Annotated in this window: 18 protein-coding genes; 14 read left to right on the top strand and 4 right to left on the bottom strand. The window is 48.4% G+C overall.

All coding sequences use genetic code 11. The features are described 5' to 3' along the window. Window positions 1-687: 687 nt before the first annotated feature. The gene (ygfZ, locus tag CDA54_RS10735; RefSeq protein WP_099035003.1) at window positions 688-1,674 is read right to left on the bottom strand and encodes a tRNA-modifying protein YgfZ; all 987 of its coding nucleotides are present in this window, start codon (window positions 1,672-1,674) and stop codon (window positions 688-690) included. A 145-nt stretch (window positions 1,675-1,819) separates the two neighbouring features. Here ygfZ and CDA54_RS10730 point away from each other — a divergent pair, with 145 nt between their 5' ends. Genes CDA54_RS10730 through CDA54_RS10720 form a run of 3 tightly spaced genes read left to right on the top strand, consistent with a single transcriptional unit; the run spans window position 1,820 to window position 3,382 of the window. Continuing rightward, window positions 1,820-2,071 (top strand): FAD assembly factor SdhE, encoded by a 252-nt coding sequence (locus tag CDA54_RS10730; RefSeq protein WP_099035002.1) that lies wholly within the window; start codon window positions 1,820-1,822, stop codon window positions 2,069-2,071. Then, window positions 2,058-2,486, top strand: a complete 429-nt coding sequence (locus CDA54_RS10725; RefSeq protein WP_099035001.1) for a protein YgfX — start codon at window positions 2,058-2,060, stop codon at window positions 2,484-2,486. The genes CDA54_RS10730 and CDA54_RS10725 overlap by 14 nt, the downstream gene beginning before the upstream one ends. A gap of 44 nt (window positions 2,487-2,530) precedes the next feature. Next, window positions 2,531-3,382, top strand: a complete 852-nt coding sequence (locus CDA54_RS10720; RefSeq protein WP_099035000.1) for a MaoC family dehydratase — start codon at window positions 2,531-2,533, stop codon at window positions 3,380-3,382. Between the two features lie 9 nt (window positions 3,383-3,391). Here the strand turns inward: CDA54_RS10720 and nadB are convergent, their stop codons facing one another. Continuing rightward, entirely contained in the window at window positions 3,392-4,984 is a 1,593-nt protein-coding gene (gene nadB, locus CDA54_RS10715; RefSeq protein ID WP_099034999.1) for an L-aspartate oxidase, read from the bottom strand. A gap of 233 nt (window positions 4,985-5,217) precedes the next feature. On the opposite strand from nadB, the gene rpoE reads away from it, so the two are divergent. From rpoE to CDA54_RS10690, 4 genes are read left to right on the top strand one after another with little or no spacing between them, the layout of a single operon-like run. Continuing rightward, window positions 5,218-5,796 (top strand): RNA polymerase sigma factor RpoE, encoded by a 579-nt coding sequence (gene rpoE, locus CDA54_RS10705; protein ID WP_099034997.1) that lies wholly within the window; start codon window positions 5,218-5,220, stop codon window positions 5,794-5,796. 49 nt (window positions 5,797-5,845) lie between these two features. Next, complete coding sequence (locus CDA54_RS10700) at window positions 5,846-6,433, top strand: sigma-E factor negative regulatory protein (protein ID WP_099034996.1); 588 nt, start codon at window positions 5,846-5,848, stop codon at window positions 6,431-6,433. 1 nt (window position 6,434) lies between these two features. Beyond that, window positions 6,435-7,412 carry a MucB/RseB C-terminal domain-containing protein gene (locus tag CDA54_RS10695; protein WP_229748130.1) on the top strand — a complete coding sequence of 326 codons (978 nt, stop codon included), beginning with the start codon at window positions 6,435-6,437 and terminating at the stop codon, window positions 7,410-7,412. Further along, window positions 7,405-7,884, top strand: a complete 480-nt coding sequence (locus CDA54_RS10690; RefSeq protein WP_099034995.1) for a SoxR reducing system RseC family protein — start codon at window positions 7,405-7,407, stop codon at window positions 7,882-7,884. Before CDA54_RS10695 ends, CDA54_RS10690 begins: the two co-directional genes overlap by 8 nt. A gap of 50 nt (window positions 7,885-7,934) precedes the next feature. On the opposite strand, the gene CDA54_RS10685 is transcribed toward CDA54_RS10690, so the two are convergent. After that, window positions 7,935-8,522: a DVUA0089 family protein gene (locus CDA54_RS10685; RefSeq protein ID WP_099034994.1), complete on the bottom strand. Its 588-nt coding sequence runs from the start codon at window positions 8,520-8,522 to the stop codon at window positions 7,935-7,937. Between the two features lie 458 nt (window positions 8,523-8,980). On the opposite strand from CDA54_RS10685, the gene lepA reads away from it, so the two are divergent. From lepA to CDA54_RS10655, 6 genes are all read left to right on the top strand, one after another. Continuing rightward, window positions 8,981-10,792 (top strand): translation elongation factor 4, encoded by a 1,812-nt coding sequence (lepA, locus tag CDA54_RS10680; RefSeq protein ID WP_099034993.1) that lies wholly within the window; start codon window positions 8,981-8,983, stop codon window positions 10,790-10,792. Further along, entirely contained in the window at window positions 10,793-11,716 is a 924-nt protein-coding gene (gene lepB, locus CDA54_RS10675) for a signal peptidase I (protein WP_099034992.1), read from the top strand. Further along, entirely contained in the window at window positions 11,717-12,397 is a 681-nt protein-coding gene (rnc, locus tag CDA54_RS10670; protein WP_099034991.1) for a ribonuclease III, read from the top strand. It begins immediately after the preceding gene. Then, window positions 12,387-13,295 (top strand): GTPase Era, encoded by a 909-nt coding sequence (gene era / locus CDA54_RS10665; RefSeq protein ID WP_229748129.1) that lies wholly within the window; start codon window positions 12,387-12,389, stop codon window positions 13,293-13,295. Before rnc ends, era begins: the two co-directional genes overlap by 11 nt. Before the next feature lie 232 nt (window positions 13,296-13,527). Further along, complete coding sequence (gene pdxH, locus CDA54_RS10660) at window positions 13,528-14,172, top strand: pyridoxamine 5'-phosphate oxidase (RefSeq protein ID WP_099034990.1); 645 nt, start codon at window positions 13,528-13,530, stop codon at window positions 14,170-14,172. A gap of 15 nt (window positions 14,173-14,187) precedes the next feature. Further along, window positions 14,188-14,958, top strand: a complete 771-nt coding sequence (locus CDA54_RS10655) for a TatD family hydrolase (RefSeq protein ID WP_099034989.1) — start codon at window positions 14,188-14,190, stop codon at window positions 14,956-14,958. Here CDA54_RS10655 and CDA54_RS10650 read toward each other — a convergent pair. After that, a complete protein-coding gene (locus CDA54_RS10650; RefSeq protein WP_099034988.1) occupies window positions 14,941-15,552 on the bottom strand; it encodes an AhpA/YtjB family protein in 612 nt (203 codons plus the stop codon). The two genes, CDA54_RS10655 and CDA54_RS10650, sit on opposite strands and share 18 nt — an antisense overlap. Window positions 15,553-15,712: 160 nt before the next feature. Here CDA54_RS10650 and serB point away from each other — a divergent pair, with 160 nt between their 5' ends. Further along, window positions 15,713-16,786 carry a phosphoserine phosphatase SerB gene (gene serB, locus CDA54_RS10645; protein WP_229748128.1) on the top strand — a complete coding sequence of 358 codons (1,074 nt, stop codon included), beginning with the start codon at window positions 15,713-15,715 and terminating at the stop codon, window positions 16,784-16,786. Window positions 16,787-16,794: the final 8 nt, after the last annotated feature.

The following is a 16,794-nucleotide window of genomic DNA, read 5'->3' as shown; positions in this document are numbered from 1 at the left end:
TAACCCATCACTCGTCATCCTGATGAAAATCAGGACCTCTTAACAGCGGCCGTGTTGTTGATTATCCCCCTCTGCAAGACCCATAAAGGTACCGGGGCAAGCCCAGCACCTTTGAGCGCTGGATATTAACGGATGGTACTTTGCAAAATTTAAAGGTGCTGGACATGCCCGGCATGACGCATTCTCACCTCCCGTTCAGGCGGGCGCGGCTGCGCCGCTACAGAATCCGCCTTCCCCCCCCCATGTGACTAAAACGCCGGGAGCGTTTTAGCACATCGGAGGAACGACGATGGCCCAAAGGGCGAAGGGCAGGAGGCCCGGAGTAAAGTAGGCAGGTTTTTGCTCCTGCAAAACCGCCACTTCCGCCATCCATGGCGGTCGCATACCGCCAGGCTCCTGATGGAGAAACTAAAAAAACCAGCAAGGTAGCCTGCAAAGAGCGAAGCGGATTGCCGGAATAAGCGCGCAGAAACCTAACAGGAAGGGCAAAATTTCGCACCACTTTACTATAACTGCAACGCCAGTCGCTCTACCAGAGCGACAAGACGCTGCCAATCTTGCTGATTCATGTCACACCGAATTGTTTTCCTGACGATCTGTAACAGTCCTCACTATTTGTGTCACTAATACAGCAGCCTGATTTTTCAGGTGGAACCCTACAATGTTTATATACTGAAAGGCATCAAATCAGTTAAGCGTTGACTTATCCTCCTCGACTTCAAGAGAGTAAGGTAACGTCTGTACTGTGAAACACGCATCAGGTCTGTTCTTACTGCGCAGTATCTCGTCAGCCTGAGTCTCCGTCGAGAGTACAGCAAGAATCCAGGTTTCTTTTCCAAGAGCAACACAACTGAGTACTGTGCCGCCGCGTCGCCAGTTTTCTCCTACTTGCTTTTCCAGCAAATCACCCGGGTTCATTTCGCAGTGCTCTTGTGCTTTAAGAATGAAGGCTGCCCGTTTGTTTTTACCCAAAAATTTAGTACGGGCAACCACCTCCTGACCCATGTAGCAGCCTTTGGTAAAACTGATAGCGTCCAAAGCCTGCATATTCATCATTTGTGGAACAAACTCGCCGCTTGTATCGGCATTCAGGCTGGGAATGCCTGCCTGAATATCCATTAAGTTCCATAAAGAAGTTGGGAATAATGGGCAAGCGTCCTCTATAAGCGTTTCGGCCGACTTCGATTGCAGCATTAGCATATAGCGAATGTGCGGACTGTCTAATCTGATGACTATTTCCTGATGGCTGCTAATCATAGCCAGGTTTTTGTCCGGCAGCTGACCAAAGTGTCTCCCTATCCATTTTTCAACTGACTCGCCACTACCACCAAATAACACATAATCGTCTGCAGAATTGATGTCTACCTGCGAAAATACAGCATACTTTTTTAGTTGTTCCAGTGATTTCTCGAGTGCCCCCTGATGACCAATCAAAACGGTACTTTTATCATCTGAGGCAATGGTGTAAATATCCCAGGTTTTACCTTTGAATTCACAGTGACATGCCAGCAGAGCCTGTCTATTGGACATCTTGTTAACATCGTGGGTTAGTTGCCCCTGCAGGTACTTTGTAGTGTCCTGGCCTGTCAATCTCAGAGCCGCTCTGTCTTCGAGTCTGACCAGATATTCATTAGGTAAATCTCTGGTGCTGTTGGGTAAATTATTATCAGTCATCAATATCTATAATCTGTTGATTCTGATTTAAGATATGGGGATAGCTGGTATATTTGCAAGTGCGCTTTGAACGGAGCGTTTTGAATGGAGCAATTGGTTAGCTGAATTGGTATAGTTGTAGCTTCGATATCTATCTGGAGAAAAGATGTTCAGCACCAAAAGGATTAACCGTATGAAGTGGGCCTGTCGTCGGGGTATGCTTGAATTGGATGTACTGTTACTGCCTTTTCTGGAGCAGGCTTTTGACGGGCTCAGTGATCACAAAAAAGAAACGTTTGAACGACTACTTACCTGTGATGATCCGGATCTTTTTGCCTGGTTTATGGGGCATAAGCAATGTCAGGATCCCGAACTGGCGGCTATGGTGGACATTATAATAAGCCGTGTCAAAGTATAGAATAGAGATTCAGTCATCGGTTTATCGTCAGCGTCTGGTCTTCGCTGTTCATTGCCTGGTTCTGCTGAGTATCTGGTTAGTTCAGCCTGATAGCTTCAGCTATCAGTATTATGTTCAGTTGCTGTTATCATTTCTATGCGGCCTGTCGGTGTTATGGTGGTTGATGAGACGGCTACCCAAATGGGTATTTTTAGTCTCCGAAAACGGTGACTGGCAATGGGCTGAAGATGGGGTACAAGAAAAGATGCTGGCCAGACAATCCAGAGTAACTGCCTGGGTATTATTTATTTGTCTGCAGGATAAGCTGTCGCACAGGCCCGCAGAACGACTGTTAGTTTTCAGGGATCAATTATCAGAACTGAACTACCGCAGATTGTCCCGGATTATCCTTCGTCGTCAGGCTGATACTGGTTAAGTCGACGCTGAATCTGAACGGCGTCACACAAAGGAGTAAAAGCTATGAATATCAGGGAATTTACACCGGCATCGATGCCAGCTGTTCCCCCTATGTTACTTAGAGCAGCGGTCAAATCTTCTTATGCTGGCAAAATACCCTCCTTACCTGAATTAACGCTAAGATGTGAAGGCCTTAGCGCCGGCTCCGAAAAAATGGATGAGTATCACCATCTGATCGGATGGCCTTATCAGGATCGGGTACATCCGGCCTGGTTGCATTGTCTGGCATTGCCGTTACACCTTGCTTTATTGCTGGACAAGGGGTTTCCCTTCAAGGTGATGGGGCTGGTACATATGGAAAACCGTATCCGGCAATACCGGGCCATCAGACGAGAAGAAAAGCTGGATGTCAGCTGTTTCTTTGATGGCCTCAGACGTCATCGCCTGGGTTGGCAGGTGACGCTGGTGACTGAGGTACGTATTGATGCATCTTTGGTCTGGGAAAGTAAGAGTATCAGTCTGGTTAAGAGCGGTGACTTACCCAAACGCCAGGTTGTTGTAACTTCAGCTAATTTACCTCCCGGGGAGATTTGGACACTTGATGCGAGTCTTGGTCGTCAATACGCCAGAGTGTCAGGGGACTACAATCCCATTCATCTGTATCCGTGGTCGGCGCGTTTCTTTGGGTTTAAAGCGCAGATTATTCATGGCATGTGGACAAAAGGCCGCTGTATTTCTGCTATTGAACAGAAGCTGGGTGACTGTTTTGATGTCAGAGTGAGTTTTCGCAAACCGATATTTTTGCCCTGCGAAGTTAGTTTTAACTGCCAGGAGGGGGATCATAGTGGCAGCTTTACCCTTGGCTCAGCCGATGGCTGTAAATTACATTTGAGTGGAAAATACGAACTGCTATAGTTCTGATGTTTATTCGGGAGTCAACACTGAAGGTGCAGGATTACTCCTTTTCTCCGGATAGTCCAGGTTGTAGTGAAGCCCCCGGCTTTCTTTACGTTGCATGGCGCAACGTACAATGAGTTCAGCTACAGTCACCAGATTTCGCAACTCCAGCAAATTGTTGCTGACCCGGAAATTTGAGTAATATTCGTTGATTTCCCGTTTCAGAAGTTCAATTCTGTGTGAGGCACGCTCCAGACGTTTATTCGTGCGCACGATCCCTACGTAGTCCCACATGAAAAGCCTGAGTTCGTGCCAGTTATGTTGGATAACCACTTCTTCATCTGAATCACTGACCTGGCTCTCGTCCCAGGGAGCTATAGGTTCATTAATTGAAGGCTGATGCAGATTGGCCTGTATATGATCTGCAGCAGCACGAGCGAACACAACACACTCTAGTAACGAATTGCTCGCCATGCGGTTGGCACCATGCAGCCCGGTATAAGCCACTTCCCCAATCGCATAGAGATTGCGCAAGTCTGTACGGGCATTAAAATCGGTGACAATACCGCCACAACTGTAATGGGCGGCGGGTACCACCGGGATTGGCTCTTTGGTGATATCGATGCCCAGACTCATACATTTTTTATGGATAGTAGGAAAGTGGCTAAGGATAAATTCAGCCGGTTTGTGGCGAATATCCAGATACATGCAGTCTGCACCAAGGCGTTTCATTTCAAAATCAATGGCCCGCGCTACAATATCTCTTGGCGCCAGCTCCCCGCGCTCATCAAAATCCTCCATAAACCGGCTGCCGTCTTTGCGGATCAGATAAGCCCCTTCACCACGCAGCGCTTCAGTAACCAGAAAGTTGCTTGCCTGAGGATGATATAAACATGTGGGATGGAATTGATTAAACTCCATATTGGCGACCCGGCAACCTACCCTCCATGCCATGGCAATACCGTCACCACTGGAAACATCTGGATTCGAGGTGTATTGGTATACCTTACTGGCACCACCGGTGGCCAGGGTAATGAATCGACTGCGAATATGCTCTACGCGCTCTGCCTGGCGGTTCCATACATAGGCACCGAGCAGATGTTCAGGCTGTTTGCGGCTGCGTATCAGATCTACCGCATTATAACGTTCAAAAAGGCGGATGTTCGGGTGATGTCTTACAGCTTCAACAAGTGTGGTTTGTACCGCCTTTCCGGTAGCGTCGGCGGCATGCAGTATCCGTCTGTGGCTATGGCCACCCTCGCGGGTTAAATGATACCGGGAGTCACCGCTGGCATCGGTTTCCTGATCAAATGGCACACCAAACTGGATCAGCCATTCCAGAGCATTCCTGGCATTGGAAGCTGTGAACTCCACTGTGGCATGATCGCAAAGCCCTGCACCTGCTTCCATGGTGTCCTTTACATGAGAATCAATCGAATCATTCTCATCAAACACGGCGGCAATACCACCTTGCGCATAGAGCGTGGACCCCTCGCTAACCGCACTTTTACTCAGCACAATAATATTACACTGTGAGGCCAGCTTAAGGGCCAGACTCAAACCGGCAGCACCGCTGCCTATAATCAATAGGTCACAATCGTGTTCAATGACGTGGGTCATGGGGTATACTTATTGGCTTTTAACTATTTGCGGCATGATACTATTGAAAAGCGCAAAAAGATTCACCATTTGTCTCTCAAATCATTAATTCGCCTTGATTCAATAGCCAGGGACACCAGTAAAAGTGCCATTGTTGAAATTAATTCGAACTTTTTTATTAAACAGCAGTCTATCTCTGTGCTTGCGTTGAGTCATAGTGCATCAGATAGTAGTAAATAGGGGATGTGGCTCGGATGAGCGAGCAATACACAGATCAACAATTAGTTGAAAGGGTACAGCAGGGTGACAAGAATGCCTTTAATCTGTTGGTAGTGAAATATCAACATAAGGTGGCACACCTGGTATCAAGGTATGTAAAGAATTCCGGGGATGTGGCTGATGTAGCTCAGGAAACCTTTATAAAAGCCTATCGGGCCCTGCCAAATTTCAGGGGCGACAGTGCATTTTATACCTGGCTGTATCGTATCGCGGTGAACAGCGCCAAAAACTATTTGGTGGCACAAGGGCGAAAACCGCCTGCCAATGATGTTGACGCTGATGAAGCAGATTTTTACGATGGCAGTGACGCTTTGAAGGAGAATAATTCTCCGGAACGTTCACTGATGTCCGCACAAATGGAGAAGCTGTTATTTGACACAGTAGATAAGTTACCTGAAGATTTGCGTATGGCAATTACCCTACGAGAATTAGAAGGCCTGAGTTATGAAGAGATAGCGACAGTGATGGAATGCCCTGTGGGTACAGTCAGGTCGCGGATTTTCAGAGCCAGAGAAGCTATTGATAAAGTCGTACAGCCTCTATTGCAACATTAGTCAGATTGAGACAGTAAAAACGGTGACGCGTTAACAGGAACCTGAGTTTATGACGGATAAGAAATTTGAAGATCTTTCAGCCTGGATGGATGGTGAGTCCTCTACCGGCATGATCGGAGAAACCTGCAATGACAAGGAATTGTCAGCTAAGTGGCGTAATTACCACCTGATTCGTGATGGAATGCGCAAGGAACTTCCTGCACAACTGAACTTCGATATCAGTGCAAGTGTTGCCCGGGCCATTGAAAATGAGCCGGCTATTCTGGCACCGAAAAAAGGCCTGCGGGATATACCTGTTATCGGTAGTGTCGTGCCGTTGATACGCCATAGCGGTCAGTTTGCTATTGCAGCATCCGTTGCCGCCGCTATGATTATCGGGGTACAACAGCTTAACCAACCAAAACCTGATCAACCTTTCAGCTCTGCGCCGGCATTACAATTGCCAGGTATGCAGGCGGGTGGGTTATCACCTGTAAGCCTTGAGCAGACACGTTCTCTGCCTCGTACAGATGGCATTGAACAGAAACGTCGTATTAGTGCGTACCTTAATGATCATCAGCGCCAGATGCGCTTGAAAGCTCAGAAGGTCGAGCGCACAGGTGAGAACAAAACTGATGAGGAAGCCAATCAAAAATAGCATGAGTTGTTTACGTGCACTGATGATACTGCTGCTTGTTGTAGGACAACCTGTATCCGCACAGCAGCAGGATGGTGCAGAGCGTGTTGCTAAAGCCTGGCTGGAGAAAATGGCCTGGTCACTTCGTAATCTCAATTACCAGATATCCTTTGTCTTACTCTATCCCAATGGAGATTTTGAGCCTTACACCTGGCGCCATGCGTTGGTAGCTGATCAGGAGATGGAGCATTTAAGTATGCTTAATGGCCCTGGTCGTGAAGTCGTTCGGGTGGCTGATAAAGTCAGTTACTTCGAACCTAATGTTCCCCCCTATTCCCTGCAATCCGAAGTCATCAATGGCCCCATCCCTGCTGAGCTATTCCGACAGCCAGCAAATCTGGCAAAGGGTTATGACTTTGTGATGGTGGGCACCAGCCGGGTCTCCGGCAGATTGGCACAACAGCTCAGAATAGTCAGCAAGGACAAAAGTCGTTATAGCTATAATCTTTGGCTTGATAAGCAGACGGCTTTGATTTTGAGGTTGGATATGCTGAATATGCAGGGAGAGCCACTGGAGCAGGTTCAGGTGACGTCTATGAATGTTACCGCACAGCCCGATGAGTATTTCTCTCGTATTGAAGCTGAGAAAATGCCTCAGCGTATCGCCCCTGCTGATCGACCCAGCCAGAATGCGGATTGGCAGTTTGGCTGGTTACCAGCAGGAATGATGGAGGTACGCCGCAGTACTCATCGTTTACCTCTTACAGGACAGTGGGTTGATTATATGATGCTTAGTGACGGCATGGTGGATGTGTCAGTGTATTTGCAAAAGTTGGACTCTGATCTGGCTGAAAATGGCTGGCTGCAACAGGGAGCCAATACCCTGCTGTCACTACAAAACGGACAAATGGAAATTACCGTAGTGGGTAAAGTTCCACCGCAAACCGCCAGCTCTATTGCCAAGTCGATCAGTTTGTCAGGGAGAACGTCCCGTGATTGAAGAACTGGGCACTATTAAAGCGGTGGATAAGGATCATATCTGGGTCGAAACCATGATTAAAACTACCTGCGGTGGTTGTGTCGCCAATGATCATTGTGGCACAGGCACTGTTGCGCGGGCTTTATCACCTAAGACACAGACCCTTATTTTCAGGTGGAGTAAGCATGCTGAAGTAGGTCAACAGGTTAAGTTGGGGATTCCAGAAGAAGCACTGCTCGGTGCATCGGCGTTAATGTATATGGTACCGCTTATCGCATTAGTTCTCAGTGCTTTACTGGGGCAGTATGCGTTGCCGTATATTGAACTGCAGAGCGAGCTTTGGGTGGTATTGTTTTCTTTTTCAACCACTGCCCTGGCTTTTTGGAAAGTGCGCCGTATGTTGCAGCGGGATGACAAGCAGATTTATCAGCCCAGATTGTTGCGAATTTTACCGGCAGCGAAAGATCGCATTTCTTCTGTGGACCTGGGTTAGGGTAGGGGAGTATCAAGCCAACCCGCGGGGATTGGCTTGGTAAAATTTTTTTATTTTCTGCAGGCTCTCAGACCCAGTAAACCAGCAGCAAACAATAGCAGGCTTAGTGGTTCAGGCACTTCGGTCGGATCAGATGGATTGCTTGCGCTGTCAACACCGTCTAACCACACGCTCCAATAGCTACCCATACCAGTGCTATTGGCCGGTTGAGTCCATTCTGATAGGGCGATAGGTGATTCACCGTCGAAATCGAAACCGTTACTGAGGTTGTTGCCAGAGGCAAAGTTATTGTAAGTCGCAACACTAAAGATATATTCGCCAGCGGCCAGGAAGTCTAGTGTGAAACCCGAGTCAAACGTAGTCTGTGTTTCAGGGTTAATGCTGTCATTATCGTCATCTTCGTTGATCAACGTGCCATCAGCCTGCCACAGTGCAGTAATAGGATCAAAGTTGATACCGTCCATAAAAGAGTCGGTCCATAAACGGACATCGGTTGCATCATTTTCAATCGTAAAATACGTTAATATCACATCATTGTGGTATTCAATATTGCCTTCAAAATGCAACAGTGCACTATTTGCATTAAATGTAACCAACATTGCCGCAGCAAGTGAGATATTTTTAACAAACTTCTTCATAAACATCCTCGTTAATTAATTCTATCCAAGGAACTACATAATAACAGTTCCTTTTTAAGGCTAAGCAAATTCAATGCCTTATTTGCATCCAACTGATTATTAATGATTATTTATTCTAATTTACTTGTTTTCACGACTTTGTGTAAATTATTTCGACATGTTGGTGTTTGAATGGCATAACTCAGCGATAAAGGGCTGTATTTGGACAATAAATGTACACTTCCGGCCGGAATTTCAGAGGGATAATGTCTGCATAAGTGTAGTGGAGAAACACAAGCTGGCATCCTTGTTCAGCGCTCCTGTTGCAGGTATAACGCGCACAAAAAATTTGGCTTTAAAGCCTGCCACCAGCCAATTGTACTGATAGTAATGAGTACAGATCGCAAAGCGGAGCAGAACAGGGTAAAATCGCGGCCTTAATTTTAAACTACGCATTCAGCATACGAAGTAGCAGGTACATGTCAGAAAACACTAAGCAGCTTAAGCATATTCGCAACTTCTCCATTATTGCTCATATCGACCACGGCAAATCTACGCTGTCGGATCGTTTAATTCATACCTGCGGTGGTCTCTCAGACCGAGAAATGGCCGAACAGGTACTGGACTCAATGGATCTTGAGCGGGAGCGTGGCATCACAATCAAAGCGCAGAGTGTGACACTCAATTATACCGCTAAAGATGGCGAAACCTATCAGCTTAACTTTATTGACACCCCCGGCCACGTGGATTTTTCCTATGAGGTATCCCGTTCACTGGCTGCCTGCGAAGGGGCTCTGTTAGTGGTAGATGCAGGTCAGGGCGTTGAGGCGCAGACTCTGGCCAATTGTTATACCGCTATTGAGATGGATCTGGAAGTTGTGCCGATTCTGAACAAGATTGATTTGCCCCAGGCAGAGCCTGACAGGGTGGCTGCAGAAATAGAAGATATTGTTGGCATAGATGCCCTGCAGGCGGTGCGCTGTTCTGCTAAGACCGGCATGGGAATTGAAGAGGTTCTGGAAGTGATCGTGCGTCAGATTCCGCCACCAATAGGAGACGCTGAGTTGCCATTGCAGGCCCTGATTGTTGACTCCTGGTTTGATAATTATCAGGGCGTGGTGTCACTGGTGCGTGTGATCAACGGTCAGCTCAAAGCCGGTGACAAAATCAAGATTATGTCGAATGGCCAGGTACACCAGGTGGATAAGATTGGTATTTTCACTCCCAAAGCAACCGATACCGGCGTATTACGCACCGGTGAAGTGGGCTTTGTGATTGCCGGTATCAAAGAGATTCAGGGGGCCCCCGTAGGTGATACCCTGACGTTAGCGAAACAACCAGCGGAAAAAGCGTTACCCGGATTCAAGAAAGTAAAACCTCAGGTTTATGCGGGCATGTTTCCTATTAGTTCTGATGATTATGAAGATTTTCGTGACGCGCTTTCCAAGCTGGCATTGAACGACGCCTCGTTATTTTTTGAGCCGGAAAGCTCCTCTGCTCTGGGGTTTGGCTTTCGCATCGGCTTTCTTGGTATGCTGCATATGGAGATCGTTCAGGAACGACTGGAGCGTGAATACAACCTGGATTTGATCACCACGGCGCCAACGGTGGTGTATGAAGTGGTAACAACAAAAGGTGAGACTCTGAGTGTAGACAACCCTTCGAAGTTACCTGCAGTCAATGATATTGAAGAGATTCATGAGCCTGTTGTGGAGGCCAATATCCTGGTGCCCAAAGATTATCTGGGTAACGTCATCACCTTGTGTGTTGAGAAGCGCGGCGTGCAGACCCATATGACTTATCACGGCAATCAGGTCGCGGTAACCTATGAATTGCCTATGGCTGAAGTGGTGATGGATTTTTTCGATCGTCTTAAATCCACAAGCCGTGGTTTTGCATCGCTTGACTATAACTTTAAGAAATTCCAGGTCGCCGATATGGTCAGAGTGGATATTCTGGTTAACGGTGAACGGGTTGATGCGCTGGCATTGATTACCCATAGGGAACATTCCCAACGCCGTGGTCGGGAAATGGTAGATAAGTTGCGGGAACTGATCCCCAGGCAGATGTTTGATATTGCCATACAAGCGGCCATAGGCAATCACGTTATTGCCAGAAGCACGGTAAAACAGTTGCGTAAGAATGTTATCGCCAAATGTTATGGTGGTGACGTCAGCCGTAAGAAAAAGCTGCTGCAGAAGCAAAAAGAAGGTAAAAAACGCATGAAACAGATAGGCAATGTGGAACTGCCACAGGATGCCTTCCTGGCTGTGCTAAAGGTAGGAAAGTAAATGGCTAATTATTTCTCTATATTTCTTGTGATTATTACTGTGGCGTCGGGCCTGATTTGGCTGGCGGATTCATTATTATGGGCACCAAAGCGTAAAGAAAAACTTAGTCTGGCCGAACAATCTGCTGGCGGGCAACTGGATGAAGCCACCATTAACAAGGTGGCCCCTGTTCCCTATCTGGTGGATACGGCTCAGCAGATTTTTCCTGTTATCGCTTTCGTCCTGGTATTGCGTTCCTTTTTGTATGAGCCATTTCAGATTCCATCCGGTTCAATGATGCCGACCCTGTTGGTAGGGGACTTTATCCTGGTGAATAAATATTCCTATGGTCTGAAGGATCCTGTGGTACGTAGCAAGTTTATTGAAATGGGCAGCCCAGAACGTGGGGATATTGCGGTATTCAAATACCCGGAAGATCCCAATGTAGACTTCATTAAAAGAGTGGTGGGGTTGCCGGGCGATACGGTGGTTTACCGTAATAAACAGGTTTATATACGCCCTGCGTGTGAGCAAGCTGAGCGAGCCAGTTGCCCGGAGCTGGAGCCAGTGGAACTGTCATTTGAGAAGCGTGGTGAATTTTATCAGAGCATGATCCCATTGGAGCGTTTTACTGAACAGTTGGGTGAGCAGCGTCATGACGTTCTGCGTAATCCTGCCGTTCTGCCACAAGTACAGGACTATTATTCACAGCCCGGAACTCAGGCTGATGAGTTTTTGGTGCCCGCTGGCCATTACTTTGTATTGGGTGATAACAGAGATAACAGTCGTGATAGTCGTTATTGGGGGTTTGTCCCCGATGAAAATCTGGTCGGGAAGGCCGTCGCCATCTGGATAAGTTTTGAGTTCGATCGGCCGCCAAGCAGTTGGGTTCCTGGCTGGATCCCAACCGGAATAAGGTTTGACCGTATAGGTGGTATTGATTAAATGGAGCAGGACTACAGATCACTGAGCCAGATATTGGGTTACCAGTTCGAGAATATTAGCGCGCTGGAGCTGGCTCTTACCCATCGCAGCGCCAGTAAGCAGCATAATGAACGACTGGAATTTCTTGGTGACTCGGTCTTGGGTATGGTGATTGCCAAAGAATTGTATCAGCGATTTCCTACGCAACCGGAAGGTAAGCTCACTCGTATGCGTTCTACCCTGGTGAAGGGGGAAACGTTGGCTGAACTGGGTCGGGAATTTAATCTGGGTGAGCTTTTGAAGCTCGGTCCCGGTGAGCTCAAAAGTGGTGGTTTTCGCCGCGACAGCATTCTTGCTGATGCGGTTGAGGCTATTATCGGCGCAATCTTTCTGGAAGCCGGGCTGGATACGGTAAGTAGCCTGATTCTTAACTGGTATGCGCCGAGGTTGGCAAAGCTCGATCCAAACGAACATCCCAAAGATCATAAAACCCGTCTTCAGGAGTACTTGCAGGGGCGCAAACTGCCATTACCTGACTATGAAGTGGTGGAAGTAACGGGTAAGTCCCATGAACAGACTTTTGTGGTTGAGTGCCGGGTCGCAGCACTGGAACAGGTGATCTCGGCTCAGGGGAACAGTCGTCGCCGTGCTGAGCAGCAGGCGGCCCGCAAAGTAATGGAGAAACTCAGCCATGACAGCTGAACAACAGAATTACTGCGGTATGGTGGCTATAGTGGGTCGGCCGAACGTGGGCAAATCAACTCTGCTGAATAAATTACTTGGCCAGAAGGTGAGTATCACTTCCCGTAAGCCTCAGACCACCCGCCATCGAATTCTTGGAATTGATACCGAGGGCAACCGGCAGACTGTTTACGTGGATACGCCGGGACTGCACCGTGAGGAAAAGCGGGCCATAAACCGCTTTATGAACCGGGCCGCATCAAGTTCACTATCTGATGTGGGACTCGTGTTGTTTATTGTTGAAGGCACTCGCTGGACCGATGATGATGATATGGTGCTCAACAAGATAAAAGAAAGCGGGCTTGAATGTTGGTTGCTGGTCAATAAGACTGACAAGATTACAGACCGGGATACCTTGCTGCCACAAATGCAATGGCTGGCCGAAAAGCATGATTTTGCTCAGGTAATCCCGCTTTCAGCCAAACAGGGCCATAATGTGGACAGAATCCGCGATATGGTGCACAAAAGTTTGCCTGCCAGTGATCATTTTTTCCCTGATGACTATATTACTGATCGTTCATCGCGCTTTATGGCGGCGGAAATTATTCGCGAAAAGCTGATGCGCTTTACAGGCGATGAACTGCCATACTCCGTTACCGTCGAAATTGAGCAATTCAAGCTGTCGGAGAAAGGGGTGTATCAGATCAATGGCCTGATCCTGGTTGAGCGGGATTCGCAAAAGGCGATGGTGATAGGAAAGGGCGGGCAGCGCCTGAAAACCATTGGTCAGGAAGCCCGTCAGGATATGGAAAGGTTATTCGACAACAAGGTTTTTCTGGAACTCTGGGTAAAAGTAAAGTCTGGCTGGGCCGATGATGAACGGGCACTGCGAAGTCTGGGCTACGGTGACAATCAGTAGCTGTCGGAACGTTTAAATGACGGATTGGCGTTTACGTTTGTCGGAAGAAATTCCGAGCTACAGTTAAACCTTGTAGGGTCGAATTTATTCGAACTGCAAAGGTGGGCCTGACGCCATTAGCCCAATGAATTGGGCTCTACAGGAGCTCGAGCTGGCGGGTATTGCTCGTTCCAACAGCGAGCGAATATGACGAAGCGTTTGTAATTTGTTCCGATAAATAAAGGGGTCGTCAATGATAGAGAATCTTGCGGCATTACGGCGTGAATATACTCAGGGCGGTCTGCACAGAGAAGATCTGCATGCAGACCCTATCGTACAATTTGAAGTCTGGTTGCAGGATGTGATCAACGCCGGTATTCCTGATCCTACAGCAATGACGGTCGCTACAGTGGATGCACAAGGGCAGCCTTCCCAACGTATTGTGCTGCTCAAAGATGTGTCTGAAAAAGGCTTTGTCTTTTACACTAACCTTGAAAGCCGTAAGGCAAAAGAACTGGCCGGGAATAATAAAATCTCACTGCATTTTCCCTGGCATCTGCTTGAGCGCCAGGTGAAAATCTGCGGTCAGGCGCAGCCTCTGTCGAAAACCGACGTGGCGCGCTATTTTCTCTCACGCCCCCGTGAAAGCCAGCTGGCGGCCTGGGCTTCGGCGCAAAGCCGGCCAATCTCCACTCGTCAGATGCTGATAACTAAATTTAACGAAGTGAAACAGAAATTCGCCGAGGGCGATGTCACTTTACCGTCATTCTGGGGTGGCTTCAGGGTTGTTCCGCACCAGATAGAGTTCTGGCAGGGTGGAGAGCATCGGTTGCACGACAGATTTTGCTACAGTTTACAGCAACAGGGGCATTGGCAAATTGAACGCCTGATGCCCTGAACCGGGGAGCTCAGCTTGATTGACAGTCATTGCCATCTGGATTTTGCCGCGTTTGATGATGATCGCCAACAGGTTATTGAGCAGGCCCGGAACAAAGGTGTCGGGCGGATTGTGATTCCCGGGGTGGCCTCCGCTACCTGGCAAAACCTGACAGCCCTGTGTGCGCAGGAATCTGAACTGGACTTTGCGCTGGGATTACACCCCTGGTTCCTTGAACAATACCAGCCTGCTGACTTAAGTCTTCTCGAAAAGCTGATTAATACCCATAAAAAAGACGTCAAAGCGGTTGGCGAGATCGGGCTGGATTATGGGGGTACCGTCGGTATCAGCCAGCAACAACAGGAAGAGATTTTCTGTGCTCAGCTTAACTTGGCCCGGCAGTATCAGTTACCGGTGATCGTTCACCACCGCAAATCCCATCATCGTATTCTCCATTGCCTGAAGACCACCGGTTTTGACCAGGGTGGCGTGATCCATGCGTTCTCAGGCAGCATCGAACAGGCTCAGGCTTATCTCAACTGGGGCTTTAAGTTGGGAATAGGCGGTACGATTACCTATCCCCGAGCCCGCAAAACCCGTGATGCGGTGGCGGCTCTGCCCATTGAAGCGATTTTATTGGAAACGGATGCTCCCGATATGCCGATCAATGGGCGTCAGGGGCAACGCAACAGCCCGGAATATCTTGATGAAGTACTCCTGGCACTGGCGGAAATACGTGAAGAGCCGCTGGATGAGCTGGAGCAACGAACAGATGAAAATGCGCGACGGTTATTCGGGTTGTCGTAAAAGCGGGTAACGCAGTTTGTAAAAGCCTCGGGTCAGTAACACCCCAATGGCAAACGCCAGTAACATCAATACCTGGCTTTGTTGCGCGTAGTATTGCGTCAATCCTGACTGATGTTCTAGTACCCGTGAACGGTCCAGTATCAGTTTTATATAGCCCTGGAGGCTCCCCTGGTGCAGTATTTCCTGAACATAAACCAGACTGTCAGCATTTTCCTGGCTGGCGAAAAGTTTGGTCACAGCAATACGCTCCCCGGCCTGGTTTAATTCTCTGCCCCTCGCATCATGAATGCTGGCGGCACGAACATGAGGATCTTGCGCTAATTGAATGAGTATTTGCTGCCCGGAAACTGCGTCTGTTTGTTGCGAAGACATGGTTAACCCCGCCAGCCCTGCTCCTTGTGCGGTCAGGCTGCGCCCCAACTGGTTGACCTGAGCCTGAAGGTCTTCAGTGTCCTGTCCGGCGCTGAAAAACCAGATATTGACGGCGATAATCAGCGCTGCGACAGCTAACCCGAGGTTGGCCAGCCTTTTATAGATGGAATAGGTGCTGGGACTGACCTGTTCCGCTTGGTCAAAGGAAATGGATACTTTCATAATGAGATTACTATACCACAGGCACTGAGCAGGTCTTTATGGAATTCTACCGACAACACAGGTGGTGTGTTGTGTGGATATATATGATTCCAATTATCACTTGGGGCTAAGGGGCCGATTGGGTAGAATCTGCAATCCACCCGAACCCTTGGTAATCATTTTGACCGAACTGCAATTACAATCCAGCCAACGGCATTCCAGTCAGTTTTTACGTCAGCTGTTTGAAATTCCGGATCTGAAGCTCTCCCAACTGCAGCCTGAAAAAGTCTGCACTAACCTCAGTGCGGAACAGCTAGGAGGCATGGCCTGCTCCATGGGAGGTGAGAAACCCCCTGAGGTGTCACAGAACTGGCAATCGGCCAGGTTAGTTATACGCGCTCAGGCGCTGACTCTGGATAAGATACTGAACGTTCAGCAGGCGTTGCAGGATAGGGTGCAGGTAAAGGAAATCCATGCCGTCGTAAAAGCAGGTTGCGAGCAGGAATATGCGGTTGTAATGAACGTTGCGATGGCTCCAGAGGGCCTGCAGGAGGACCGTTTACACAAACTGGCACTGGCTTATCAACTGGAGCTTAATCTGCTCACGTGCCCCCCTCGTTTGAACAAACCCGGATTGCTGCTGATGGATATGGACAGCACCATGATTGCGATGGAATGCATTGATGAAATTGCTAAATTGGCTGGGGTCGGTGAGCAAGTGTCAGAGGTTACAGAGCAGGCTATGCAGGGAAAGCTGGATTTTGCCGAGAGTCTGAGAAACCGTGTGGCTTGTCTTGAACAAGCCAGTGAGGAAACCCTTTGGCAGATCAGAGAAGCGATGCCATTAATGCCAGGCCTGGAGAAACTGGTCAGTGTGCTGAAACGTCATGGCTGGAAAGTCGCACTGGTTTCCGGAGGGTTTACCTTTTTTGCTGACTATCTGAAATTGCGTCTGGGACTGGACTTTGCTCGTGCCAATGAACTGGAGATTATCGACGGTCGATTGACAGGCCGCGTACAGGGCGAGATCGTCGATGCAACAGTGAAAGCGCAGACACTGGAGGAATTGGCGCAGCGTTTCGGTATTGATAAGCAACAGACGGTCGCCATGGGTGATGGAGCCAATGACCTTAAAATGATGGCACAGGCTGGTTTGGGAGTGGCCTATAAAGCGAAACCTGTGGTGTTAGGTCAGGCTGACGCCGCGATACGTTTTGCGGGTCTGGATGAATTGTTATATTTGCTTGATGATTAAGCAATGTT

This window comes from Lacimicrobium alkaliphilum (assembly GCF_002591895.1).
GTDB classification, from domain to species: domain Bacteria; phylum Pseudomonadota; class Gammaproteobacteria; order Enterobacterales; family Alteromonadaceae; genus Lacimicrobium; species Lacimicrobium alkaliphilum.
This window is presented reverse-complemented; position numbering and strand designations above follow the sequence as displayed.

Coding starts and splice junctions, on each gene's coding strand:
- pdxH (WP_099034990.1), top strand. CDS start 13,528: ATGATAGAGAATCTTGCGGCATTACGGCGTGAATATACTCAGGGCGGT.
- CDA54_RS10650 (WP_099034988.1), bottom strand. CDS start 15,552: ATGAAAGTATCCATTTCCTTTGACCAAGCGGAACAGGTCAGTCCCAGC.
- nadB (WP_099034999.1), bottom strand. CDS start 4,984: ATGACCCACGTCATTGAACACGATTGTGACCTATTGATTATAGGCAGC.
- rnc (WP_099034991.1), top strand. CDS start 11,717: ATGGAGCAGGACTACAGATCACTGAGCCAGATATTGGGTTACCAGTTC.
- CDA54_RS10720 (WP_099035000.1), top strand. CDS start 2,531: ATGAATATCAGGGAATTTACACCGGCATCGATGCCAGCTGTTCCCCCT.
- CDA54_RS10685 (WP_099034994.1), bottom strand. CDS start 8,522: ATGAAGAAGTTTGTTAAAAATATCTCACTTGCTGCGGCAATGTTGGTT.
- CDA54_RS10695 (WP_229748130.1), top strand. CDS start 6,435: ATGAGTTGTTTACGTGCACTGATGATACTGCTGCTTGTTGTAGGACAA.
- ygfZ (WP_099035003.1), bottom strand. CDS start 1,674: ATGACTGATAATAATTTACCCAACAGCACCAGAGATTTACCTAATGAA.
- lepB (WP_099034992.1), top strand. CDS start 10,793: ATGGCTAATTATTTCTCTATATTTCTTGTGATTATTACTGTGGCGTCG.
- CDA54_RS10730 (WP_099035002.1), top strand. CDS start 1,820: ATGTTCAGCACCAAAAGGATTAACCGTATGAAGTGGGCCTGTCGTCGG.
- rpoE (WP_099034997.1), top strand. CDS start 5,218: ATGAGCGAGCAATACACAGATCAACAATTAGTTGAAAGGGTACAGCAG.
- CDA54_RS10700 (WP_099034996.1), top strand. CDS start 5,846: ATGACGGATAAGAAATTTGAAGATCTTTCAGCCTGGATGGATGGTGAG.
- era (WP_229748129.1), top strand. CDS start 12,387: ATGACAGCTGAACAACAGAATTACTGCGGTATGGTGGCTATAGTGGGT.
- lepA (WP_099034993.1), top strand. CDS start 8,981: ATGTCAGAAAACACTAAGCAGCTTAAGCATATTCGCAACTTCTCCATT.